A 24,362-nucleotide genomic window follows, 5' to 3' on the forward strand; every position below is an offset into this window, starting at 1 on the left:
AAAGGTTACAAGAAGCGGAAAACTGCAAGTGGTGCGAAATCTCGCGCCCCGGCTTGAGTGGAGCTCTTTTTGCGGAACGCAGTGGAGCAAAAAAGCGGGAACGGAAGACGGAAATAGGCGCCCAAAAAAAATTTTAAATTAATGCCATTCGATGGAGCCAAAAATGCGCCCAAACATCTGCAAAAATTATCGGCTAAAATACCGTATTTTTGCAAAAAATTTTTCCCGAAGGTTCGAGGTTAAATTAAACTTAAAAAATCCTATATGGAACTCATACACAGAAACTTATTGATCGGAATTCATGACGCGCTGCAGGAAACTTTTTTCGAAGACCGCAAATATGCCGATAAAGTCATCGAAAGATTGCTGAAAGGTCACAAACAATGGGGCAGCGAAGACCGAAAAGTGGTCGCCCAAATTTTCTACGACATCATCCGCTGGAAAAAACGCCTGGAATATTACATGGGCGAAGGCGTGAAACCTAACAATATTTATAAAATGATCCTGGCATATTGCCTTTGGACGAAAACGCATTACAAAAAATTTGAGGAATTCGACGGTATCAAAACCGCCGACATCATCAATAAACTGAAGAAAAATACGGTTCCGACTAAAGCCATCCAATATTCCATTCCGGAATGGCTGGCGGAAACACTGGAAAAAGAACTCGGCAAAAACTGGGAACGCGAAATGGAAGCGCTGAACGAACAGGCGCCGACGATTCTTCGTGTAAATACGCTGAAAACTACTGCTCGCGAGCTGGTTTCTGACCTTCGCGACGAAAACGTAGAAAGTTTCCAGATTGCTAATTATCCGGACGCTATTCAGCTGGAGCAAAAGAAAAACGTCTTTTTGACCTCAGCTTTTAAAGACGGTCTGTTTGAAGTTCAGGATGCTTCGTCCCAAAAAATCGGTGAATTGCTGGACGTAAAAGAAGGCATGCGTGTGGTGGATATTTGCGCCGGCGCGGGCGGGAAAACGCTGCATCTCGCGGCTTTGATGAAAAATAAAGGGCAGATTATCGCCCTCGATATTTACGAATGGAAACTTGCGGAGCTGAAACGCCGAGCGAAACGTGCCGGTGCGCACAATATTGAAACGCGTTTCATCGACGATAATAAAGTCATTAAAAGACTGCATGAAAAAGCCGACCGTTTGCTGATTGACGCGCCGTGTTCCGGCCTCGGAGTGCTGAAAAGAAACCCAGATTCCAAGTGGAAAATCGATCAGGAATTCATCGACCGCATTAGAAAGGAACAGGAAAAAATACTGCAGGATTATGCCAAAATTTTGAAAAAAGGCGGCAAAATGATCTACGCTACCTGCTCTATCTTACCGAGTGAAAACAACGAACAGGTTGAAAATTTCCTGAAAAACAACCCAGGTTACAAACTATTAAAAGAAGAAAAAGTAATGCCGAGCGAAGGTTTCGACGGTTTTTACATGGCGCTCATCGAAAGGACAGCGTAAAACTTTTTCAACCTAACAGAAGCCATTTCATTTTGAGATGGCTTTTTTTTTGGAAAAATATGGATTTCGCTTTCTCCCTGAGCTGGTTCCTGTTTGACTGCGCTTAACTGCTAAAAAAAAGGCGGTATTCTGCGGTTTTTTCAGAAAACGCGAAACTTGAACGAAAACCTAGTATTCTTAAAATATGTTTTTGATCAATTACGAATCTGTCCTTCAAAATTTTTTCAATCAGAGAGCGGAGAATATCCGTTTTAAATTAAATTTTTTCTTTTTAAAATTTTATTTAAGTAAAATATTCGCTTATTTAATATTTTTCTTCATATTCATAAACTTTAATTATACTTTTGAATTAAAATTTAAATCAATAATCAGCTTCTGATAAATATTGGAAAAATATAATATAATTATGTGCGGAATTGTATGCGTGTTTGATGCTAAACAAAAAACGGACGCTCTTCGTCCTCAAATTTTAGAAATGTCTAAGAGAATCCGTCACCGCGGCCCCGACTGGAGCGGAATTTTTCAGGACGAAAAAGTAATTTTTTCACATGAAAGATTGGCGATTGTAGATCCTACTTCCGGAAAGCAGCCACTTTTCACCAAAGATGGAAAAATTGTTCTGGCGGTGAACGGCGAAATCTACAACCATCAGGAACTTCGCGCTGAATTCCCCGATTACGAATTCTTAACCCATTCTGATTGTGAAGTCATCCTGGCTTTATATCAAAGAGACGGAAAAGATTTTCTGGAGAAACTCAACGGAATTTTTGCCTTTGCTCTCTATGATACGGAAAATGACGTGTATTTTGTTGGCCGTGACCACATGGGAATCTGTCCGCTTTATCAGGGCTGGGACAAAAGCGGAAATTATTACGTCGCTTCTGAGCTTAAAGCGCTGGAAGGTATTTGTAAAAAAATAGAAACTTTTTTACCGGGACATTTTCTTTACAGCAAAGATGGTTACGAAATGCAGAAGTGGTATCACCGCGAGTGGCAAGATTTTGATAATGTAAAAGACAATGTAACCGAAATTTCCGCCATTAGAAAAAGTCTGGAAGCGGCCGTGCACCGTCAGCTGATGAGTGATGTTCCGTATGGCGTCTTACTTTCCGGCGGTTTGGATTCTTCAATTATCGCCGCAGTAACGGCAAAATATGCAAGAAACAGAATTGAAAGCGGCGATGTCCAGGAAGCTTGGTATCCCAGGCTTCACAGCTTTGCCGTCGGCTTAAAAGGTTCGCCGGATTTAATTGCAGCTCAAAAAGCAGCAGATCATATTGGTTCCATTCATCATGAAGTTCATTTCACCGTTCAGGAGGGATTGGACGCTGTTCGAGACGTTATTTATCATCTGGAAACTTATGATGTGACAACGGTTCGTGCATCTACGCCCATGTATTTGTTGGCAAGAGTCATTAAATCAATGGGAATAAAAATGGTGCTTTCCGGCGAAGGCTCTGATGAACTTTTCGGTGGCTACCTGTATTTTCATAAAGCTCCGAATCCAAAAGAATTCCATGACGAAACAGTAAGAAAGTTGGGGAAACTACATCTTTACGATTGTTTGCGCGCCAATAAAGCTTTGATGAGTTGGGGAATCGAGGGACGCGTACCTTTCCTCGATAAGGAATTTATGGATGTTGCGATGACCGTAAATCCAAAAGATAAAATGACCAGCAAAGCGGAAGGAAAAATGGAGAAATGGATTTTGAGGAAAGCTTTCGAAGATTTACTTCCGGAATCTATTGCATGGCGGCAAAAAGAACAGTTTTCCGATGGCGTGGGTTATTCATGGATTGATTCTTTAAAAGAGTCAGCTGAAAATGAAGTGTCTGATGATATGATGGCAAATTCAAAATTCCGTTTCCATCTGAACACGCCACAAAACAAAGAAGAATACCGATACCGCGCGATTTTCGAAGAACATTTTCCGAGCGAAACAGCAGCAGCAACCGTTCCGTCAGTGCCATCGGTGGCATGTTCTACACCGATTGCGCTAGAGTGGGATGACGCCTTTAAGAAAATGAACGATCCAAGTGGCAGAGCGGTGATTTCAGTCCACGAGGATTCTTATTAACAGTTCATATTTAGTTAAACCTGCCGGAAATTTCGGCGGGCTTTTTGTTGGGAATGGTCCATCGTCACTAGATGATTACCTTTGCATATCCATTGCTCAATAACTATTTTGAATGAATTCTTCTACTGCTGCGAGCCCCGAAACCATTAAAAGATTCCTCCCGCTCATTCTGGCTACATCCATTTTTATGCAGATGCTGGATTCTACCATCTTAAACACTTCTTTACCGTCCATCGCTACAGACTTGAATGAATCGCCGCTGAATATGCAGAATGCGATAATTAGCTATGTGCTTACACTTGCGCTTTTTATGCCGGTTAGCGGTTTTCTCGCGGATAAATTCGGCACACGCAAAATTTTTATCACCTCGTTGGTAATTTTCAGTTTGGGTTCAATTTTCTGTGCGATGTCGCAGAATTTGAATCAGCTCGTTTTTTCGCGCGTGATTCAGGGAATCGGCGGAAGTTTGATGACGCCGGTCGGCAGACTCGCTTTGATAAAATCTTTTGAAAAAAATGAGCTGGTAAAAGCCATGAATTTTGCCATTATTCCCGCTTTGATCGGGCCAATTCTGGGGCCGCTTGTCGGTGGTTATATGGTGGATTATCTTTCCTGGCACTGGATTTTCCTCATCAATATTCCTTTTGGTTTACTCGGAATTATCCTGAGTTTAAAGTATATGCCGGATTACCGCTCTTCGGAAATCACTTTTGATTTAAAAGGGTTTTTGATTTTCGCTTCAGCTTCACTCTTGCTTTCCATTTCATTGGAGCTTTTTGGAAATGTGCAAAATACCACGCCTGTGCTGCTGATTTTCATTTTAGGTTTCCTCATGATCTACTACTATTACGTTCATGCAAAAAAGACAGAAAACCCGATTTTTCCGCTCAATTTATTTCAAGTTAGAACTTTTCGCGTCGGGATTTTAGGGAATCTCGCGACGCGCTTAGGCATCAGTGCCATTCCACTTTTATTGCCATTAATGATTCAAATCGCGTACGGAGAAAGTGCCGTGATTTCCGGTTGGATAGTCGCTCCTATGGCTTTAACGGCCATGATCGGAAAATCATTTGTCATTAAAATTTTGAACTATTTCGGATATCGCCGCACTTTGATGGGCAACACTTTTATCATTGGTTTACTCATCGCAAGTTTGGGAATTCCGGGAATTAATACGAATATTTACTGGTTCATACCGATTATCGCTATCTTGGGATTTTTCAATTCCATACAATTTACGGCGATGAATACCATTGCCATCGCCGATTTGCGCGATTCGCACACGAGCAGCGGAAACTCTTTGTTGGCGGTGAATCAGCAGCTTGCTGTAGGTTTCGGGATTGCCATCGGTTTGATAGTTTTAAAGGTTTTTGAAAACAACACTTCAATTACAAACGGCGTCATTCACCTGGCTTTCCGCTACACCTTTTTCACCGTTGGATTCCTTACGATTTTCACGGGTCTCGTTTTTAGGCGTCTGCATTCCAGCGACGGCGAAAACATGAGAGCTCAAGCATAAAGTTTATTAAAAATTCGCCGCTATCAGGCGGTTTTTTTTACTTATCCTAAATCAATGTGCAGGACTATTTGGTGACGTAAATTTGTATTATTAAAAAACAAAAGATGTCAACAAAAAAAGTAGAAGTTGTAGTTCAGCCGAAAACTCCGCATTTTGTGGGCGACGGCTTCCGGGTTCACAACTTCATTCCGAGCGGTTTCCGTTTGGATATGCAAAGGATGGATCCTTTTCTAATGCTCGATTATAATTCCAAATATCATTTCGGGCCGACTTCCACACCGCGTGGCGTTGGCGTGCATCCGCACCGCGGTTTTGAAACCGTGACGATCGCGTACCAAGGCCGCGTAGAACATGGTGACAGCGGCGGCGGCGGCGGAATCATCGGTGAAGGCGACGTCCAGTGGATGACCGCAGCTTCCGGAGTTCTTCACAAAGAATTTCATGAAACCGAATGGGCGAAAGAAGGCGGAATTTTCCAAATGGTTCAGCTTTGGGTGAACCTTCCCGCAAAAGATAAAATGAGCAAACCGAAATACCAGGCGATTAAAAATTCTGAAATGAAAATTGTCCATTTGGGTGAAAACGGTTTTGTAGAAGTAATCGCCGGAGATTTCAATGGTAAAAAAGGCCCGGCAACCACTTTTACGCCGGTGAACTTGATGAACGCCAAATTGAAAAAAGGCGGTAAAGCGAACTTCAGTTTTCCTGCAAATTTTAATACCGGAGCTTTGGTAATTGAAGGAAATATGCTCGTAAACGGGCAAGAAAATGTGCCGACCGACCATTTTGTTCTGTTCGAAAATGAAGGTGACGAATTCAGCATCGAAGCGACGGAAGATTCTATTATTTTAATTCTTAGCGGCGAACCTTTACATGAAACCATTGTGCCGCACGGACCGTTTGTAATGAATTCCAAAGCTGAAATCATGCAGGCTTTCGATGACTTTAACACCGGAAAATTCGGCTACCTCGAAGATTAAAATTTTGTTAAAACAGCAACGAAAATTTTTCGCTGCTTTATTTATAATTAAATTTAAAGTAAATATCAATCCAAAAAATCTTATCAAATGAAAATATCCGTGATTGGCGCTACCGGTTTTGTCGGAAACGCACTGCTTAACGAACTTTTAGACCGACATTATGAAGTGAAAGCGCTCGCGCGAAATACCGATAAAATAACCATTAACAACGAAAATCTGCAAAAGCAAAATGTGGATATTTTCAACAAGGAAGATTTAACCGAGGCTTTGAAAGGCAGCGACGCGGTAATCAGCGCTTATAATCCCGGTTGGACCAATCCTAATATTCATGAAGATTATTTAAAAGGCGCACAATCTATTCAAAATGCCGTAGAAAATTCCGGAGTGAAAAAACTTATTGTTATTGGCGGTGCCGGAACTTTGAAAATCGACGGCAATTATATCGTGGACGGTCCGGATTTTCCGAAAGAAATTTATGCCGGAGCCAGCGCAGCGAAAAAATATTATGTAGAAAATCTATCAAAAAACACCACTTTAGATTGGGAATTTTTTAGTCCTGCTTTGGAAATGAATATGTTCAGCCCGGAACAAACGAAAACTGGTAAATACCGACTTGGAAACGATTCACCCGTTTTTGATGCTGAAGGCCGCTCGCGTCATTCCGTGCAGGATTTGGCGATTGCAATTGTGGACGAGCTTGAAAATAAGAAGTTTAACCGCCAGATTTTCACGGCGGCTTATTAATTTAAAACACAGAAATGAAAAAAATAGAATTTGGTTTAATGACTTTCGCCGACGCGGCGCCGGAAACTGTTCCCGGAAAAGGAATTAATGCGCATCAGCGCATACAGGATCTTTTGGAAGAAATAAAGCTCGCAGACGAGCTCGGTATCGATGTTTTCGGGATTGGCGAACATCACCGCCCCGATTACGCAGTTTCGTCGCCCACAACAGTGCTCGCAGCAGCCGCAGCGATTACCAAAAACATCAAACTTTCCAGCGCGGTGACGGTTTTAAGTTCCGAAGATCCGGTGCGCGTTTATCAGCAATTTGCAACGGTGGACGCCATTTCCAGCGGACGCGCAGAAATTATGGCGGGACGCGGCTCTTTTATCGAATCATTTCCGTTATTTGGTTTTGATTTGAATGATTATGACCAGCTATTTGAAGAAAAACTCGATCTTTTGCTCCAAATAAATCGCTCAGAAAAAGTAAACTGGAGCGGAAAGCTTCGCGCGCCAATAAATGGTTTAGGCGTGTATCCGCGAGCTTTGAATGGTGAAATTCCGGTTTGGTTAGCGGCTGGGGGAACTCCAGCTTCAGCTGTTCGCGCTGCAAAATTACATTTGCCTTTAATGCTCGCCATAATCGGTGGAATGCCGCGACAGTTCACACCTTTTATTGAGCTTTACAAAAAGTCAGCATTGGAAAACGGCGTAAAACCGGAAGATTTACAGGTCGGAATTAACAATCATATGTTTATCGGTGAAGATGGCGAAAAAGCAGCAGACGATTTCTTCCCATATTACGCACAGATGATGGACCGTGTCGGCAGAAGCCGTGGCTGGCAACCGATGTCGCGCGACCAATTTGAGTATATGCGTGCGCCGGAAGGTTCTTTAATGGTTGGCAGCGTAGAACAGGTGGTGGAAAAAATACTGTATGAATACCGACTTTTCGGTTTTACAAGATTTTTTGCGCAGGCGAGTTTAGGCTTTGTGCCGCATGAAATGACCATGAAATCCATTGAACTATTCGGTACAAGAGTAATTCCGGAAGTGAAGCGACGATTGGAAGTGAACGGATAATTTTCTTTGCAAATTTTTAACTCCAAATCCTGAAAATCATGTCAAACATCGGATTAATAATTGAAGAAAAAGCGGCAGATATCGGCAATTTTTTGGTAGGAAGACTTTTGCCGTTTCGTGAAAAAAGAGCGGTTGGTCCATTTGTTTTTATCGATCACATGGGACCGGCGGCGCTGAAAGATTTTCAAAATCTTGACGTTCCACCGCATCCGCATATCGGGCTTTCAACTTTAACCTATCTTTTTGAAGGCTCAATTCAGCATAAAGATTCGCTGGGCAGCGACATAGAAATAAAACCCGGCGCTGTAAACTGGATGACCGCCGGAAAAGGAGTGGTACATTCCGAGAGAACACCGGAATACCTAAGAAATACTGAAAAAAATCTGCACGGTTTTCAAATCTGGGTGGGTTTACCGAAAAATTTGGAGCAAAGTGAGCCAACTTTTCACCATACCGAATCGGACGACATTCCCGTTTGGAAAGACGGAAATCTTCAGTTTAAGCTTATTGCAGGTGAACTTTTTGGTAAAAACTCACCGGTTCCAGTGCATTCAAAATTATTTTTCCTGGAAATTAAAAGTGTGGAAAGGCAAAAAATAAATATTGGACAGGATTTGTTCGGTGAAGTCGCGATGTATGTCTTAGACGGAAATGTAACGATTGAAGGAAACACTTTTGGTGGTAAGCAACTCATCATCGCGAAAAATGCCACTTTGTGCGAATTTGAAATCGGTGAAAATGCTACGGTTTATCTTTTCGGTGGTGAACCTTTCGAAGAAGAACGCTTTATTTTCTGGAATTTCGTGAATTCTGAAAAATCGGTACTTGAAACGGCTAAAATAAACTGGCACGAGCAAAACCATCATGCATTTCCTTTAGTTCCAGGTGATGAAGAAGAATTCGTACCGTTGCCAAAAGCGATTTTGAACGGAAAATTATCGAAGTAAAAAAGAAAAATTTGCTCTTTTAGCGGCAAATTTTTTTTTCAATATTAAAAAGTCAAGCAAAATCGCTGCATTAGATTTTATAGATAACACCGAAGAGTTATAATTTGTAACTTTAAAATATCAAAAAAATAATAATCATGGAAGACAAAAAGAAACTCACCAGACAGACCGGTGCGCCGGTGCCGGACAATCAAAATGTACAGACTGCGGGGCCACGCGGACCAATGTTGATGCAGGATTTCTGGTTTCTGGAAAAGATGGCAAACTTTGACCGCGAAGTTATTCCAGAACGGAGAATGCACGCAAAAGGTTCCGGCGCTTTCGGAACATTTACCGTAACTCATGATATCACCCAATACACTAAAGCTCACATTTTCAGCGAAATTGGCAAAAAAACCGAAATGTTTGCGCGCTTTTCTACCGTTGCCGGCGAGCGCGGCGCTGCCGATGCAGAAAGAGACATCCGTGGCTTTGCGCTGAAATTTTATACCGATGAAGGCATCTGGGATATGGTGGGAAATAATACACCGGTTTTCTTTTTCCGCGATCCGATGAAATTTCCGGATTTGAACCACGCCGTAAAACGCGACCCGAAAACCAATTTGCGCAGCGCAAATAACAACTGGGATTTCTGGACTTTGCTTCCGGAATCTTTGCACCAGGTAACGATCGTGATGAGCGACCGCGGAATTCCAAATGGTTACAGGCACATGCACGGTTTCGGCAGCCACACGTACAGTTTCATCAACCATGCGAACGAAAGACATTGGGTGAAATTTCATTTCAGAACGCGACAGGGAATTGAAAATTTAACCGAAGAAGAAGCAATAAATATTATCGGAACTGACCGCGAATCTGCACAGCGTGACCTTTTTGAAAATATTGAACAGGGAAATTTTCCGAAATGGAAAATGTTTATACAAATTATGACCGAAGAGCAGGCAAAAACCTACCGTTTCCATCCGTTTGACTTGACGAAAGTCTGGTCAAAAAAAGATTTTCCATTAATTGAAGTTGGTGAATTTGAACTAAACAAAAATGCTGAAAACTATTTCGCTGATGTGGAACAGGCCGCCTTTAACCCGACGAATATTGTTCCCGGAATTGGTTTTTCACCGGACAAAATGCTGCAGGGCCGTTTATTTTCCTACGGTGATGCGCAACGCTATCGTTTAGGTGTGAATCACTATCAAATCCCGGTGAACAAGCCGCGTTGTCCGTATCACGCTTTTCACCGCGACGGCCAGATGCGCGTTGACGGAAATTACGGCGGCACGAAACATTATGAACCAAATAGTTACGGTGAATGGCAGGAACAACCGGTTGCGAAAGAGCCGCCTTTGGAATTATACGGCGACGCTTATGCGCATAATTTCCGGGATGATGACGAAGATTATTTTACCCAACCTGGCGACCTTTTCAGAATTATTAAAGCTGACGGCAAAGAAGAAGCACTGTTTAATAATACCGCCGCGAACGTTGGTCAGGCAGAAAAATTCATTCAGATTCGACACATCAGACATTGCTACAAAGCGGATCCCGAATACGGCGAAGGCGTAGCAAAAGCGCTTGGACTGGACATGATGGACGTTTTCAATTTTGATATGACGCCGTACGACCAGTGGGCACCCAGAAAATCTTAATTGAAAAAAAAGCGGGAAAAAGTGGCAAATTTTCCCGTTTTTGCTGAAGTTCATTCAAAATGAAAAATTTTTCGGCGGACTTCTTGCTAAAGATTTGCAGATTAAATTTAAAACATTAAAAAATGGCAGAAATTAAGCACCAGAACAACGAAACAAACGGAATTTTCGAAATTTACAGCGATGGAAAAAAAGCGGGTGAAATGACGTACACCTGGGATGGTGAAGATCGCTTCATCATCAATCATACGGAAGTTGGTGAAGAATTCAGCGGACAAGGTCTAGCTAAAGAACTTGTTTATGCCGGCGTTGAGTATGCGCGTAAAAACAATAAAAAAGTGATTCCGGCGTGCCAGTATGCCAATGCAACCATCCAGAAAAATGCGGAATTACAGGATGTGCTGGCGTAAAAATATGCTGTTTTAGCAGCATATTTTTTCGATTTATATCAATGAAAACCTTTCGGTAAAGCTGAAAGGTTTTTGGTTTTCTTAAAACCAAAAATCATGGCGTTAAAGCTCGATATTTTTTCGATTTAAAGCAATAAAAATAGAAAGTTTTTTGGTTTTCTAAAACGAAAAATTTGCCCGGAAAGGCCGGTATTTTTGGAATTTAAAATGAAAAATTTTTGACTGGAAGTAAATAATCTTAAAAGAAAAAATTTATGAATTAACGCTTCCCCGCGCCCCGACCTGAGCGGAGCTCTTTTTTGCGAAACACAGTAAAGCAAAAAAAGCGGGAGCGGAGGGCGGAAATGGCGCCATAAAAAAAATAAGAAATCCACCATTCGACAACGTCAAAAAGGCGCCCCAAAAAAATAAGAAATCAATAACCCGAAAATTTCAAAAGGCGCCCAAATTGCCCAAAAAAACTATATTTGTGCAGCTTAAAAAAATAACTTTATGAATCCGTATGTGCTGCTGAGTATCATTATCGCCTATTTTGCAATTTTACTTTGGGTTGCGTACCGCACCGGAAAAGGCAGTAACAACGAGAGTTTTTTTATTGGAAACCGCAAGAGCAACTGGATGCTGGTGGCTTTCGGAATGATCGGAACGTCGCTTTCGGGCGTGACTTTCGTTTCGGTGCCCGGCGCGGTGGGCGCGGATAAATTTCATTATCTGCAGATTACCATCGGCTATCTGATTGGTTATATCGTGATTGCGTACGTGCTTTTGCCGCTGTATTACCGCCTGAAACTGACTTCAATTTACGGTTATCTGCAGGAAAGAATGGGTCAAATTTCGTATAAATCCGGTGCGTGGATTTTTATTGTTTCGCGGCTTGTGGGCGCTACCGCGCGGCTTTACCTGGTGGTGAATATCCTGCAATTTTCCATCCTCGACAGTTTGGGTGTGCCGTTTATTGTGACCACCCTGGTGATTTTGGGAATGATAATCCTGTACACCTACGAAGGCGGCGTGAAAACTATCGTATGGACCGATACTTTGCAGACAACGTGTATGCTTTTGGGACTGATTATATGCTCAGTCTACATGCTGAATCATTTGGATTTGAGCTTTACCGAAAGTATTTCGCAGATGAATAAACTGGGCTATACCGAGGTTTTTAATACAGACGGCAACAGCAAAGCTTTTTTCATTAAACAGATTTTGGCCGGTGCATTTATCACCATCACCATGACCGGAATTGATCAGGAAATGATGCAGAAATCGCTGTCGGTAACGCGGCTGAAAGATTCGCAGAAAAATATGGTTGTTTTAGGCTTTATTTTGGTGGGCGTGATTTCGCTTTTCCTTTTTATGGGCGGACTTTTGCACCTTTACGGAAATACGGAACACGTTACAAGCGCGGGCGACCAGCTTTTCCCGGATATTGCGTTGAACCATATGCCGCCGTTTATCTCAATTATTTTTATCATCGCTTTGATTTCCGCTTTATTCCCAAGCGCGGATGGTGCCATGACTGCGCTGACTTCTTCGTTGTGTATTGATATTTTCGGTTTGAAAGAACGAAAAATTTCTCCCAAAGAGCAGGAAAAATTTCGGAAAAGAGTTCACCTGATCGTTGCCGTAGCATTTTTAATTATGGTGATTATTTTTAAAATAATCAATGATAATTCAATGATCGGTTTGATCCTGAAACTTGCCGGCTTTACATACGGGCCGCTTCTTGGTTTATTTGCTTTTGGGATTTTCACGAAATTTAAAGTTCAGGATAAACTCGTTCCGTATGTGTGTGTCGCGGCGCCGGTGATTTCGTATTTCATCGACAAGTTCCAGGAAAATATTTTTGGTGAATTTAAAATCGGTTTGGAATTGCTGATTATCAATGGATTACTCACTTTTATCGGATTGTGGCTGATTAGGAAAAAATAATCTTTCTTTGTAAGAAAGCAAACTTTAAATTGAATATCTTAAAAAATTCCGGGCTTGCAGTCCGGAATTTTTCATTTTCCCGAGCCACCAAAAATTCGTAAATTCGCAGGCAAACAAATCTAAAAAATGAGTAAATCGATCGAAGAGCTGAAATCTCTTACTACACAAATCCGAAGAGATATTTTGCGCATGGTGCACGCCGTAAATTCCGGCCATCCCGGTGGAAGTTTGGGCTGTACCGAATATTTTACCGCGCTATACGGCAAGGTGATGAACTACCAACTGCCCTTCAACATGGCAGGTAAAAACGAAGACCTATTCTTCCTTTCCAACGGGCACATCTCGCCGGTTTTCTACTCCACCTTGGCGCGTTTTGGCTTTTTCCCGGTTGAAGAGCTCAAAACTTTCAGAAAGATGGATTCCCGCCTGCAAGGTCACCCCACTACGCACGAAGGTTTACCTGGCGTTCGTGTGGCTTCCGGCTCTTTGGGCCAGGGTTTGTCGGTCGCAATTGGCGCAGCTTTAGGTAAAAAATTAGACGGCGATAAAAGTTTGGTTTACACACTTCAAGGCGACGGCGAGTTGCAGGAAGGTCAAAATTGGGAAGCTTTCATGTTCGCAGCCGCGAAAAAGGTTGATAATATCATTACAACGATTGATTACAACGGTCGCCAGATTGATGGCGATACCGATGATGTCTTGGATTTAGGAGATTTACGTGCAAAACTGGAAGCTTTTGGCTGGAAGGTTTTAGAAGAAAAAAACGGCAATGATCTCGAAACCGTAATTTCCATTCTGGAGCGCGCAAAAGCAGAAACCGGGCACGGCAAACCTGTCGCAATCATCCTGCACACCGAGATGGGATTTGGCGTAGATTATATGATCGGTACGCACGCGTGGCACGGCAAAGCGCCGAATGACGAGCAACTTGATACTGCCTTCAAACAGCTATATTTAGAAGCGCCGGCGGATTATTAATTTAGACATACGCTTTAAGCACTATGCTCTAAGCTCATCAATTTTTTACAAAACTTTGCTACAGCGTAAAGCTTACAGCATACAGCATCAAAAAAAATGAAATACGAAATATTAGATAAAAAAGATACACGCAGCGGCTTCGGAGCCGGCCTTGCAGAATTAGCAGACACCAACCCGAATGTGGTTGCACTTTGCGCAGACCTCATCGGTTCTTTGAAAATGGAAAAATTCATCGAAAAAGCACCGGAAAGATTTTTTCAGGTCGGCATCGCCGAAGCAAATATGATGGGAATCGCCGCGGGTTTAACCATCAGCGGGAAAATTCCGTTTACAGGAACTTTCGCTAATTTTTCCACTTCCAGAGTGTATGACCAGATTCGCCAGTCGATTGCTTATTCAAACAAAAATGTAAAAATCTGCGCTTCCCACGCCGGTTTAACTTTAGGTGAAGATGGCGCTACACACCAGGTTTTGGAAGACATCGGCATGATGAAAATGCTTCCGGGCATGACCGTCATCAACACTTGCGATTATAACCAGACCAAAGCAGCAACTTTAGCGATTGCAGATTTTGAAGGTCCGGTTTACTTAAGATTTGGTCGTCCGGTTGTTCCGGTTTTCATTCCGGAAGATATGCAGTTTGAAATCGGAAAAGGAATTCTTTTACAAGAAGGAACCGACGTAACGATCGTGGCTACCGGACATTTGGTTTGGGAATCATTGGTTGCTGCCGAAGAACTGGCAAAAGAAGGAATTTCGTGTGAAGTCATCAATATTCACACAATCAAACCTTTGGATGAAGAAATTATTCTAAAATCAGTGGAAAAGACCGGCAGAATTGTAACAGCAGAAGAACACAACTACATCGGCGGTTTAGGTGAATCAGTTGCCGGAATGCTTTCGCGAAAAAGACCGACTCTTCAGGAATTTGTGGCGGTAAATGATACATTCGGAGAATCTGCAACACCGGCAGAACTCATGAAAAAATATGAAATTGATTCTGACACGGTACAGGCTGCTGTAAAAAGAATTATGGCGAAATAATTTCATCAAAATAATTTTGAAAAAAAAACACGTCTTTAGGCGTGTTTTTTTTAGTTTTAGCTTTTATGTTAATATTATTTGAATAATCTTTAAAACCGAAAAATCCTACAAATCATAACAAAACTCCTACAATTCAGCGTGTAATTGAGATATTTTCGTTAGTCTAAATCCAAAACAATGACTAACAAACTACAACGTTCGCTGAAAATTTCATTTGCTGCTTTTTCATTAATCTTCGCCACAAATCTTTCGGCGCAGGAAACCGAACCGGCAGCTTTTCAAAATCCACCTGTGAATGTGGAAGTAATGCCGGGAACGCGCGGAATTTCTTTCCAGACCATCATCGATAAAAAAATAAAAAGCGCACCGAAATTCGGTTTTTTCAGCGTCACCGATTTCAATTCCGACTGGAACCAAGAACAGCTTTCCGACCTTATGGTTTTGGGAAAAGTAACCGTGGATGTTTTTAAAAATGTAAGAGTTGGTGCCGGCTTCCAAAGCACGCCCGGCGGAATCCGTCCGTCTGCGGCCATTATTTACACTTACGCGAATCCGGAATGGCTGGTGATTGCAATGCCGCGCGTGGACCTCAGCAAAAATGCGACTTTTGAAACGCTGGGAATTGTAGAATACAAACCGGAAATCAATGAAAACTGGCGCTTTTACTCGCGGCTTCAGGGAACATATGTGCACGCGGTTTCCGCAGATTTGCATGCGCGAAGCTATCTCCGTGCGCGCGCCGGTGTAACGCATAAAGAATTTACTTTCGGTCTCGGCGCCAATATGGAATATTACGGTCCGCTGAAACACAACGAAAATAATTTCGGTGCTTTTCTGCAAGTTGCATTATTCTAAAAAAACATCGTTTTAACGCCAAATTTCCACCGATTTCCCGGTGGATTTTTTTTGAAAAATTTGCCGTTAAAAGGAGGAAAAATTTTAATTTAAAATTCGGTAAATTTAACTGAGTTTAATTGTTTTGAGTTTTGGAAAAAGATAGTACCGGGAAAAACACCGTTTACACCATTGGTCATTCTACCAGAAGTTTTGAAGAATTTCTGGCGCTGCTGCAGTCATTCAACATAAAAGTTTTAGCAGACATCCGAAAGATGCCGGGTTCGCGAAAGTTTCCGCAGTTTGATCAGGACGAACTTAAAAGAACTTTGGAGGAATATGGAATTCAATATGTTTACCTTGAAAATTTAGGCGGCAGGCGAAAATTATCTGCGACTTCAAAAAATACAACGTGGCGGAATAAATCTTTCCAGGCCTACGCAGATTATATGGAAACCAAATTTTTTGAAGTTGGTGCTGAAACTTTAAAAGATTTTGCCGCAGAAAAACCTACTGCAATGATGTGTTCCGAGGCCGTTTGGTGGCGCTGTCACCGATCCATGGTTTCGGATTGTTTTAAATCCCAAGGCTGGACTGTGCTTCACATTATGTCGGAAGGAAAAGCAACTGAACATCCGTACACTTCTCCCGCGAGAATTGCAGATGGAAAGCTGGTTTATACGCCGGAACAAGAAAATTAAGCGGTTTTAAAATTGAAAAAATAGCCGTTAAAGGGCAAATTTTTCGGTTTTGGAAAATCGTCAAAAAGTGCCCAAATAGCAGTGAAAAATTTACACTGAGAACTTCTAATCAACGTCTGCTTTTAGTAAATTCATAAATTTTCTGCATTTTATTAAAGTTTTCTTAAATTTTCATTACCGCCTTTCATCGGCAAAAGCAAAAAAACCGTGCTAAAACGGCAACTTTTTTAATTTTACATTTCACCTTGGAAAGAACAAAAATCGTCTCCCAAAATTATTTCAAACTTATTTTAGCTTCTGTTTTGGTGGCTTTACCTTCAGCGTTGCTGGCATTTTCGCTGAAACATCTCACTGAGCTTTTCGAACATTTTTTATTTCAAAAAGTCAGTAATTCTTACCGTTTTCTGTTTATAATTTTACCGACTGTCGTATTACCTTCGGAAATATGTCTTCTGAAACCGCAGAAATAAAGGAATTACCGAAATTTATAAAATATTGGATCAGCGAAAAGATCATTTGCCGCTTTTCAAAATTCCATCGCATTTTATCAATGGATTTCTCACCGTAATCTTCGCTGGTTCAACCGGAGTTGAAGTTTCTACTTTAAATATGGATTTAATTCCGCTTAATTTTGCTTTAATTGGTGCCGCGGCAACTCTATCAGCGTCACTGTACGCGCCGTTTACTTCGGTGGTTTTAATCTACAATCTTTTACCCAGCGGCTATCAGCTTTTTTTACCGATTTTGGTCTGCTGTTTCATTTCGTTCATCGTTGCAAAACTGATTTTGCCGTACAATGTTTACACTTACGATTTTTATTTAAGCTCAAGACGCCTTAAAAAAAAGAAATCCACTTCAAAAAGCTGAAATGGATCTCAAAAAAAAACAGAAAATTTAGTTAGAAAGTTTTTTCCAAAGCAATTGCTTTAGGGAAAAGGATATTGTTTTCCAGATGAATGTGTTTATGAAGATCCTGTTCGAAATCATCCAACATTCTGTAAGTTACCTGGTAAGTTCCACATGCATCGTCCGGGAACTGGTAATTATTGGTAAGTTCTGCAATTTTCACAAAACGTTCACCTTCGGTTGTGTGTTCGTCTTTCATCATTGCAACCGGATTTTCTACCGTTCCGAAATGAGGTGTTACCAAAAGTTCACCGCTTGCTTTTGCAGCTACCATTTTCTTAATGAAAGGGAAAAGGATGAGTTCTTCTTTTTTCATATGTGCTGCCAGTTCCTGGGCACTTTCAGTAAATAATTTGGTGATTTCAAATAATTCCGGGTGTCTGTCGCCATGCACTTTGCATAATTTATTTAGATATTGAATTAGCACCGTAGAATTTTCTTCAACATATCTATGGTGTGTTTTTTCTACATAATCCGCAAGCAGATCCAGCGGCCAGGAATTGAAATCTATATTATCAGCTTTTGCTTCTGATACTTTTTCTAAATCTTTGTAAATATCTTCCGCAAGATATTTCTTGTTTTCACAAGCTTCTTCGATGGTTCTGTTTCCTTTGCAGCAGAAATCTATTTTGTATTTTCTGAAAACCTGTGCTGCGCGGAAATCTTCCGCAACCATTTCGCCAATTGTCTTTTCTGTCGTTAACATCGCGTATTGTTTAAAATTATGGTACAAATGTAAACATTAATTTTAATTCGGACAAATTTATCTTATTTAATATTAATTTTTTTTTATTTTGATTTTTTCGCCGCTATTTGGCCATATTTTTCCGAAATTACTTTAGCCAGGCCAGACCGTTTTCGGTGCGAAGCGCGAGATCATAAAAAGAATATTTCTGTGTCATAGCCGCAAGATTTTCCCGCACTGGTTTGAAATCGTTGTGTACTGGACACGGATTAACCGAAGAACATTTGTGTAAACCGAGCGCGCATTCGGTGAAAATACCCTCACCATCGAAAATGCGAACGACGTCATAAATCTTGGTTTCTTTCTGCTTTGCAACATCAAAAATAAAACCGCCCTGCTTTCCTCGGTTTGAACTTAAAATATTTTCGCGGCACAACTGCTGTAAAATTTTCGCGGTAAAAGCTTCGGGAGCATCTACAGCGCTTGCAACCTCTTTAACATTTACACGATGGTCCTGCAGGCTTTTCTGTGCGATGTAAATGGTCGCTTTAATTGCATATTCGCACGCTTTGGAAAACATTGGATTTAAATTAAATTATTTGAAAAACTGCCACTTCGGAATAATCACGAACAGTCCCAGCGTGCAGTACAAAAACATGTTGGTGACGTCTGTGTACAGAAACGTAGACAGAAAATAGTTGTGCGCCAAAAAGTGCGTGATCAGCGCGACGGGAAATAATATAACCGCAAATTTTCTGTAAAAAAAGATGAAAATAACCGCCAAAATCATGAGAGCATCCACCAGAAAAATAAAATAGAAATAGCCGGTTGGAATATTGATTTGCTGATGTTGAGAAAATTCATCAAAATCAATACCGATTCCCATCACCGTGAAAAGAAGAAGCGCGGCAAGTGCTAAAACAAAAGCGAGATCTTTTTTCGGAGATTCGTCCGCAAAATTTTCGTTCATAATGGTAAAAATAAAAAAACTTTTGATAAGAAATCAAAAGTTTTGAATATTGTTGATTCAAATTAAAGATTAGATAGAAACGGCCTCGATGAGTCTGTTTTTATCTGAAATAAATTCTTCCATTGAAATCATACTTTCAGTTCGCATTACGTCCTGAATGTCATCGATCTGGTAAATGATTCTCTTCGCATCCTCGGTATTTTTCGCGCGGATTTTGCAGAAAATATTGTATTTACCGGAAATAACACTTGCTTCAGTAACGTTCGGAATGGTGGTAAGTTCTTTTAAAACTTCCTGTGTACGGTTAGATTTTGTCAAAAGAATACCGATATAAGCGGTAAAATGGTAATCCAATTTCCCGTAATCGATGTTCAGCGACGAGCCTAAGATAATGCCCGCATCTTCCATTTTTTTAACACGCACGTGAATAGTCCCTGCAGAAACGTCCATTTGTTTGGCGATTTCTGTAAAAGGCATTCTGGTATTTTCCACTAAAAAATCCAGAATTTTTTTATCTATTTCGTCTAGTTGGTAGTTCATATTTTTGTATTGATAATTTTAGAAGTACATTGGTAATAGTTCTGCAAATTTACAACAAAATATGAAACTGAAAAAATTTATTGAAACATTAATAAATTTTAACTAAAAATTGATTATACCCCGTAATATCTTTATTTAATTGTATCGATTTTAACGGATTCTGTTTTGGCACCGGATTTTCCAGACTGTGGACTTTTCTCCTTTTTCTTTCTTTTAAAGATAGTGTTGAAGCTTTTGCTGTACACCACACCCACACCATAGCTTTGATTAGCACCGGCATTTGCTGCAGCCGTACCGTTCAGACCGATGTTGGTAGGTTTGGAATAAGCACGCAGCAGACGTGAACCGTCGTTTTTCTTAGACCAGTCATACTCGATGATGCCTTCTCCGGAGAGATAATCTGAACCGGTATTTTCGGATTTCGAAATTGGTATTCCTAAACCTGTTTTTACCGTAACGCGCGGTGAAAGTGCAAAACTTACACTTGCATTGGCGCGGTCGCCTGTGTTGGAACCTGCGTCCCCTTTCAGATAATTTAAGTCTACCTGAAATTCGTTACTGATGGTATTTAAAACTGAACCGAGTTGCTTGAAAAGCATATTATAGCCCGAAGTTTCCAACGTATTTCCTAAGTTAATATCAAATGCGGAATTGCCAACGTTAAAGCTGTTCATCACCAAAACAGAGCCGAACTGAATAATTTTTTCGTCCTCATTGCTCATTTTTTCCGCAAGTGTCTCTTTAAGATTTGATGAGACATCCTGCGCAGAAACGCCAAGCACAATTTTCGGATTGTTTAAGGTTTGTGTAATTTTGGTAGAAAGCAAGACATTAATAGGCTGCAGACTTCCCATATTCAGATACTGACCGGCGTTTGTAACGGTTCGCAGATAGGTTGCATCAATGTCAAGTTGCGGCGCTATTGGATCACCATCCCACCGGATTGAACTTCCTTTTGTAATGTGGAAAGTTCTGTTCAGAATCGCTTTGGAAACGAAAGTTCCGCTGTCCACGAAATAATTTCCGTTCATCGAAATGGCACCGGTTCGGCTCATTATAAAACGCAACCTTTCAGAATTTCCACGGACGCTGATGTCACCGATATCGTCGCCGACCAAAACGTTTACCGTGGTTCCTTTATCAACCGCCAAACTGAAATCAACATTCATATTGGCGCTTGTTTTTTTCTTTTTCTCTACCGAAATTTCACCGTTGTCGTCGCGTTTTAGAAAGCGCAGCATTTTAAATTCTTCAACATTCGAGGTAGAATTTGAATTAAATGTAAACACCGAATTATTAAGCGCGCGCATTTCCGGTGTTGAAATATTTAAAGCAGAGACTGGTCCGTCGACGTAGAGCGTTCCCGTTCCGTAAACGCGACCCCAGAATAAATCGTAATCTTTTTGCGTGGTGTTCAAAAGCATGAGATTGTCTGCACGTAAAACTAAGTTGACACCCATTGAAGACAGCGTCTCAAACTGAATCGCTCCAGAAATCGAACCTTTAGAATTGCTTCTGCCGTCGCTAATACCAATGTCATTTAAAATTGCCAAACCTTTGGAAAGTGAAATCACGGTGTCATCCAGCGAATAATCTACACCGGTAAAATCCAGTTTTAGCCCGAATTTTTTCAGTGCAATATCTCCGCTATAATCGACGTCGTTCAAACTTCCACTAATTTTTAAATCACCAAAAGCTTTTCCGCGTAGATTTGAGAATATTCCGGTTACAAACTGTTGTGCGAAAGCCACATCAAAATCGTTCATTTTTGCAACCAAATCCAACGTTGGTGAAGCGGTGTTATTATTAATAGTTCCAGTAAGATGCAGATCATTCGCACCAATCAGACTTCCGGTAGCGGACTGAACTCTTACATCAACATCAAAAACATTCGGAATTGCGCTGTTTTTTGTTTCAATCTGAATTTTGCCCATGGCTTTTCCGTTCATGAAAATATCATTGATATCCATGTTTATTAACGGCTCCAGATTGTTTTTATCCATCTTTATATTGAAAGTTCCGTTGGCAACGCCTTTCAAATCGAGCGTATTTTCGTTTTGAATGAGCGCCATCACTTTTGCAATATCTAAATTGCGGACTTCGCCTTCAGCAGAAAAATCTTTAGCAGATTTGAATATAGATTTCTCTAAAAACAACTCACTTGTATCGGAATAAATACGAAGATTCTGGATGAGGAAATCGCCGGTTTTCTTTCTATAAGTAATAGAATGATTTAACGCCGGATCTGTATCGATATTCCAGGCCACATTGTTGAAGGTAACACTTGTAGGTTCAAAACGGAAAACGTAATCGCCCGCCCCGTCCGTGGTTTGGTTGATGTTGATGGCGTAATCTTTAAGTTCATCTTTAATTTCCTGTTCCGGTGTGCCGTGTTTGAAGTTAGTGGCAATGTGTAACACACGGTTATTTTCGTTGCGTCCGCTTAACGTGATGTCCTTCAAAATATTCTGGTTGTATTCAATCCGGTTGATTTTTGCATAAATCTGCTCGTCCAGATTTGCTGTATTGATTCTGATCATTAGATCATCAATCATTGCGCTGTCACGGGTAGTTTTGTCACGTTCGGTAATTTTATAGTCAGGATTTGCTTTCGCCAAAGCCTGGTCTGCCGCCGTAATATCTTCTTTTTTGGTCATCAGATACTTCAGCTGCGACGCGTCAACATTCAAAACCAAATTGTTCGAATTTCCATCAAAAGAACCGTTTACACTAGCACCTTTTGGAATCCGAAGATCCGGCATAAAATAATTTACGAGGTTTTGCTCCACATCAAAATCCATTGTAAAGTGCTGACCGCGATAAATTTTGCGCGGCGCCGGACCGACCAAAATTTTACCTATACCGTTTTGGACCATTCCGGCCAAATCACCCAAATTAAATTTGCCAGCAATTCTGCCGTTTACAGCGCCCGGTGCATCCACGGAAACAATGCGGTTTCCATTTTCGAAAAAGGCTTTAACCGTGGCATTCGGAATGTGAAATTTCTGGCTGTTTGTGGCAAAATTTACATTTGCAAGTTCCGCGTCCAAAGTAAGGTCGTTAATGTTGGTCATTGAAAGTGTACCATCCACTTTTCCACTCACGGCTTGTGTTCCCTTCGCGCCGGTGAAAAAATTCAGGTTTAAATAATCAATATTTGCGTTGATATCAGCATAAAGTTTTGAAGTGCTGAAATCAATCAAACCTTTTACCTGCGCCTTTGCCTGCGCGTCGTTTACATTGATGATTCCGTTATATTTTTTGTTGTCCAAAACGCCTTCGAGGTAAACATTGTGCACGAATTTATCCATAATTTCAATCTTAGAAATTTGCGATCTCGTGCGGAGTTTCATTGTATTAACATCAAAACTTTGTCCCTGCACATTGAATTTTCCGCTGATTAAACCTACTTGCTTATTTTTGGTAATTACCGAAGTATTCAAATCATTAACTTCGGCATAACCACGGTATTTTGGTAGGTCTGTGCTGTAATCATCCAGATAAAAGTTGTTGATTTTTGCCTGACCAATTCCAGTAATCAAGCGTCCGTTCGGAACATAAACCTGTTTTGGATTTACCCGCGCGGCGCCGTCGAATTTCAAGCGTCCGAAATCATCAGCAAAGTTTTTCATTTTCGAAGAAATAAAAGTCGGCATCATGGCTTTTAAATCTTTGTAAGTGAAATCTGTAGAAAGTGTATTGGTTTCGATCTGAAAGTTGCCTTTTAAAATATTGGTAACTTTCATTGTTTTGGTTTTGATGTTCACCGACGGATTTCTCACCAGGAAATTATCCAGATAAAACTTATTCAGCGGTCCGGTCATATTCCCGGAAACATTGATTGGTTTGTAATTATCCCAATCGGTTACAAAATAGCTGATATCGTAACCGCTGAGCTGGCTGCCCTGCATCAAAGTCATGTCCCAGCGCACTTTATCGGTAAAATCGGAAAAAGTGCCATTATTAAGGCTTAATTTTAAATCGCCCTGTAACAGCGAATGATCCGTATTGAAGGTCATATCTTTCAGTGAAAGAAAGTCATCGGTAAGCGAAAAATCTGCTGAAAAAGTATCTACAAAATGCTTTTTTCCATAGCGTTCCGCAGTGAATCTCAGACTGTTAACCTGCGCAAAAACATTAGAACCGTTTACCCGAAGTTCCGGAATAACCAGGTTTACATTTTCAGCTTTTAACCATTGCCCTTCTTCGGGGTTTTCATGATTTTCTGAATAAATAGATATTTTGGAGTCAGAAACAAAAATCCTGGATTTTAGCTGAAAAGGCTCTTTAGGAGTTGTTGGCGAAGGCGTGTTAAATAAATCTACAAAACGGATAAAATTTGAAATACTGTCATTTTTATAGGTAATAACTTTCAAATCCATCTTTTTCAGCGAAAGAGACTGAAACTGTAAGTTTCTGGAATTGCTCAGAATTTTAAACCAGTCGGAATCTGCATACAGTTCTTCAGCTTTCAGAAATTTAAAACCTTTATAATCCTTGATTGCAACGTTGTGAATATGGATATCGCCGAAATAATTTACATCTACACTTTCAAAAGACATCTGCGATTTCATGTCTCTGTTCAGTTTCTCAATCACTTTCTGAGCTGCCCAGTTTTTTGTTGCCGGTAAACTTACGATGACAATGAAAGAAGCCACGAGAAAAAGCGCCGTCCAGAAAAGAATCAGCAATAGTTTCGCCCACCAAGTGTAGCTCGTAACATCTTTCGCGGCCTGATGCACAAATTCTCCCGCAGTTTCTCCCGGTTTGTTAATGGCGTCAGATGCCAGGTTGGCTGCGCCTTTCACGGTTTCTTTTACCGTGTTCTGCACATTTTCCACCCCTTTCTGCACCGAGTCACCAAGGTTTTCCGCGACCGATTTTTTATCTTCGTTATCGTTATTATTCTCTAAATTTGCCATTG

The 24,362-nt window shown here is 40.9% G+C and carries 20 protein-coding genes; 15 read left to right on the top strand and 5 right to left on the bottom strand.

The features are described from left to right. Positions 1–264: 264 nt before the first annotated feature. The 15 genes from BMZ55_RS04640 (at position 265) to BMZ55_RS11445 (ending at position 17,204) form a co-directional block, all read left to right on the top strand. Positions 265–1,470 carry an RsmB/NOP family class I SAM-dependent RNA methyltransferase gene (locus tag BMZ55_RS04640; RefSeq protein ID WP_089819069.1) on the top strand — a complete coding sequence of 402 codons (1,206 nt, stop codon included), beginning with the start codon at positions 265–267 and terminating at the stop codon, positions 1,468–1,470. A 406-nt stretch (positions 1,471–1,876) separates the two neighbouring features. Beyond that, a complete protein-coding gene (asnB, locus tag BMZ55_RS04645; RefSeq protein WP_089819071.1) occupies positions 1,877–3,547 on the top strand; it encodes an asparagine synthase B in 1,671 nt (556 codons plus the stop codon). A 112-nt stretch (positions 3,548–3,659) separates the two neighbouring features. Further along, positions 3,660–5,066 carry an MFS transporter gene (locus BMZ55_RS04650; RefSeq protein ID WP_089819073.1) on the top strand — a complete coding sequence of 469 codons (1,407 nt, stop codon included), beginning with the start codon at positions 3,660–3,662 and terminating at the stop codon, positions 5,064–5,066. A 104-nt stretch (positions 5,067–5,170) separates the two neighbouring features. Beyond that, positions 5,171–6,046 carry a pirin family protein gene (locus BMZ55_RS04655; RefSeq protein ID WP_089819075.1) on the top strand — a complete coding sequence of 292 codons (876 nt, stop codon included), beginning with the start codon at positions 5,171–5,173 and terminating at the stop codon, positions 6,044–6,046. 87 nt (positions 6,047–6,133) lie between these two features. Further along, entirely contained in the window at positions 6,134–6,790 is a 657-nt protein-coding gene (locus tag BMZ55_RS04660; protein WP_089819077.1) for an NAD(P)-dependent oxidoreductase, read from the top strand. A 14-nt stretch (positions 6,791–6,804) separates the two neighbouring features. Continuing rightward, entirely contained in the window at positions 6,805–7,854 is a 1,050-nt protein-coding gene (locus BMZ55_RS04665; RefSeq protein ID WP_089819079.1) for an LLM class flavin-dependent oxidoreductase, read from the top strand. A gap of 38 nt (positions 7,855–7,892) precedes the next feature. Continuing rightward, the gene (locus BMZ55_RS04670) at positions 7,893–8,801 is read left to right on the top strand and encodes a pirin family protein (protein WP_089819081.1); all 909 of its coding nucleotides are present in this window, start codon (positions 7,893–7,895) and stop codon (positions 8,799–8,801) included. Positions 8,802–8,938: 137 nt separating this feature from the next. Next, positions 8,939–10,444: a catalase gene (locus BMZ55_RS04675; RefSeq protein WP_089819083.1), complete on the top strand. Its 1,506-nt coding sequence runs from the start codon at positions 8,939–8,941 to the stop codon at positions 10,442–10,444. Between the two features lie 122 nt (positions 10,445–10,566). Further along, complete coding sequence (locus BMZ55_RS04680) at positions 10,567–10,851, top strand: GNAT family N-acetyltransferase (protein WP_089819085.1); 285 nt, start codon at positions 10,567–10,569, stop codon at positions 10,849–10,851. Between the two features lie 492 nt (positions 10,852–11,343). Next, complete coding sequence (locus BMZ55_RS04690; protein WP_089819089.1) at positions 11,344–12,780, top strand: sodium:solute symporter; 1,437 nt, start codon at positions 11,344–11,346, stop codon at positions 12,778–12,780. 126 nt (positions 12,781–12,906) lie between these two features. After that, positions 12,907–13,758 carry a transketolase gene (locus BMZ55_RS04695; RefSeq protein WP_089819091.1) on the top strand — a complete coding sequence of 284 codons (852 nt, stop codon included), beginning with the start codon at positions 12,907–12,909 and terminating at the stop codon, positions 13,756–13,758. A 96-nt stretch (positions 13,759–13,854) separates the two neighbouring features. Continuing rightward, complete coding sequence (locus tag BMZ55_RS04700; RefSeq protein WP_089819092.1) at positions 13,855–14,802, top strand: transketolase family protein; 948 nt, start codon at positions 13,855–13,857, stop codon at positions 14,800–14,802. 177 nt (positions 14,803–14,979) lie between these two features. Further along, positions 14,980–15,657, top strand: a complete 678-nt coding sequence (locus BMZ55_RS04705) for a hypothetical protein (RefSeq protein WP_233701880.1) — start codon at positions 14,980–14,982, stop codon at positions 15,655–15,657. Between the two features lie 131 nt (positions 15,658–15,788). Beyond that, a complete protein-coding gene (locus BMZ55_RS04710) occupies positions 15,789–16,337 on the top strand; it encodes a DUF488 domain-containing protein (protein ID WP_089819094.1) in 549 nt (182 codons plus the stop codon). A gap of 495 nt (positions 16,338–16,832) precedes the next feature. Next, positions 16,833–17,204 (top strand): chloride channel protein, encoded by a 372-nt coding sequence (locus BMZ55_RS11445; RefSeq protein WP_233701882.1) that lies wholly within the window; start codon positions 16,833–16,835, stop codon positions 17,202–17,204. A gap of 31 nt (positions 17,205–17,235) precedes the next feature. Here BMZ55_RS11445 and ric read toward each other — a convergent pair whose 3' ends face one another. The 5 genes from ric to BMZ55_RS04740 all read right to left on the bottom strand — a co-directional run bounded on the left by ric (position 17,236) and on the right by BMZ55_RS04740 (position 24,360). After that, complete coding sequence (gene ric / locus BMZ55_RS04720; RefSeq protein ID WP_039343666.1) at positions 17,236–17,949, bottom strand: iron-sulfur cluster repair di-iron protein; 714 nt, start codon at positions 17,947–17,949, stop codon at positions 17,236–17,238. 127 nt (positions 17,950–18,076) lie between these two features. Further along, positions 18,077–18,508 carry an RrF2 family transcriptional regulator gene (locus tag BMZ55_RS04725; protein WP_089819096.1) on the bottom strand — a complete coding sequence of 144 codons (432 nt, stop codon included), beginning with the start codon at positions 18,506–18,508 and terminating at the stop codon, positions 18,077–18,079. A gap of 15 nt (positions 18,509–18,523) precedes the next feature. Beyond that, positions 18,524–18,898 (bottom strand): hypothetical protein, encoded by a 375-nt coding sequence (locus tag BMZ55_RS04730; RefSeq protein ID WP_039343653.1) that lies wholly within the window; start codon positions 18,896–18,898, stop codon positions 18,524–18,526. Between the two features lie 69 nt (positions 18,899–18,967). Then, positions 18,968–19,438 carry an Lrp/AsnC family transcriptional regulator gene (locus BMZ55_RS04735; RefSeq protein WP_039343650.1) on the bottom strand — a complete coding sequence of 157 codons (471 nt, stop codon included), beginning with the start codon at positions 19,436–19,438 and terminating at the stop codon, positions 18,968–18,970. A 131-nt stretch (positions 19,439–19,569) separates the two neighbouring features. Beyond that, on the bottom strand, positions 19,570–24,360 hold the full coding sequence (locus BMZ55_RS04740) for a translocation/assembly module TamB domain-containing protein (protein WP_089819098.1): 4,791 nt from the start codon (positions 24,358–24,360) through the stop codon (positions 19,570–19,572). Between the last annotated feature and the right edge of the window lie 2 nt (positions 24,361–24,362).

The sequence above is a fragment of the Kaistella treverensis genome, from assembly GCF_900114045.1.
GTDB lineage: Bacteria > Bacteroidota > Bacteroidia > Flavobacteriales > Weeksellaceae > Kaistella > Kaistella treverensis.

Excerpts from the sequence above, each read along its gene's own strand:
- BMZ55_RS04640 (WP_089819069.1), top strand. The coding sequence starts at position 265 with ATGGAACTCATACACAGAAACTTATTGATCGGAATTCATGACGCGCTG.
- asnB (WP_089819071.1), top strand. The coding sequence starts at position 1,877 with ATGTGCGGAATTGTATGCGTGTTTGATGCTAAACAAAAAACGGACGCT.
- BMZ55_RS04650 (WP_089819073.1), top strand. The coding sequence starts at position 3,660 with ATGAATTCTTCTACTGCTGCGAGCCCCGAAACCATTAAAAGATTCCTC.
- BMZ55_RS04655 (WP_089819075.1), top strand. The coding sequence starts at position 5,171 with ATGTCAACAAAAAAAGTAGAAGTTGTAGTTCAGCCGAAAACTCCGCAT.
- BMZ55_RS04660 (WP_089819077.1), top strand. The coding sequence starts at position 6,134 with ATGAAAATATCCGTGATTGGCGCTACCGGTTTTGTCGGAAACGCACTG.
- BMZ55_RS04665 (WP_089819079.1), top strand. The coding sequence starts at position 6,805 with ATGAAAAAAATAGAATTTGGTTTAATGACTTTCGCCGACGCGGCGCCG.
- BMZ55_RS04670 (WP_089819081.1), top strand. The coding sequence starts at position 7,893 with ATGTCAAACATCGGATTAATAATTGAAGAAAAAGCGGCAGATATCGGC.
- BMZ55_RS04675 (WP_089819083.1), top strand. The coding sequence starts at position 8,939 with ATGGAAGACAAAAAGAAACTCACCAGACAGACCGGTGCGCCGGTGCCG.
- BMZ55_RS04680 (WP_089819085.1), top strand. The coding sequence starts at position 10,567 with ATGGCAGAAATTAAGCACCAGAACAACGAAACAAACGGAATTTTCGAA.
- BMZ55_RS04690 (WP_089819089.1), top strand. The coding sequence starts at position 11,344 with ATGAATCCGTATGTGCTGCTGAGTATCATTATCGCCTATTTTGCAATT.
- BMZ55_RS04695 (WP_089819091.1), top strand. The coding sequence starts at position 12,907 with ATGAGTAAATCGATCGAAGAGCTGAAATCTCTTACTACACAAATCCGA.
- BMZ55_RS04700 (WP_089819092.1), top strand. The coding sequence starts at position 13,855 with ATGAAATACGAAATATTAGATAAAAAAGATACACGCAGCGGCTTCGGA.
- BMZ55_RS04705 (WP_233701880.1), top strand. The coding sequence starts at position 14,980 with ATGACTAACAAACTACAACGTTCGCTGAAAATTTCATTTGCTGCTTTT.
- ric (WP_039343666.1), bottom strand. The coding sequence starts at position 17,949 with ATGTTAACGACAGAAAAGACAATTGGCGAAATGGTTGCGGAAGATTTC.
- BMZ55_RS04725 (WP_089819096.1), bottom strand. The coding sequence starts at position 18,508 with ATGTTTTCCAAAGCGTGCGAATATGCAATTAAAGCGACCATTTACATC.
- BMZ55_RS04730 (WP_039343653.1), bottom strand. The coding sequence starts at position 18,898 with ATGAACGAAAATTTTGCGGACGAATCTCCGAAAAAAGATCTCGCTTTT.
- BMZ55_RS04735 (WP_039343650.1), bottom strand. The coding sequence starts at position 19,438 with ATGAACTACCAACTAGACGAAATAGATAAAAAAATTCTGGATTTTTTA.
- BMZ55_RS04740 (WP_089819098.1), bottom strand. The coding sequence starts at position 24,360 with ATGGCAAATTTAGAGAATAATAACGATAACGAAGATAAAAAATCGGTC.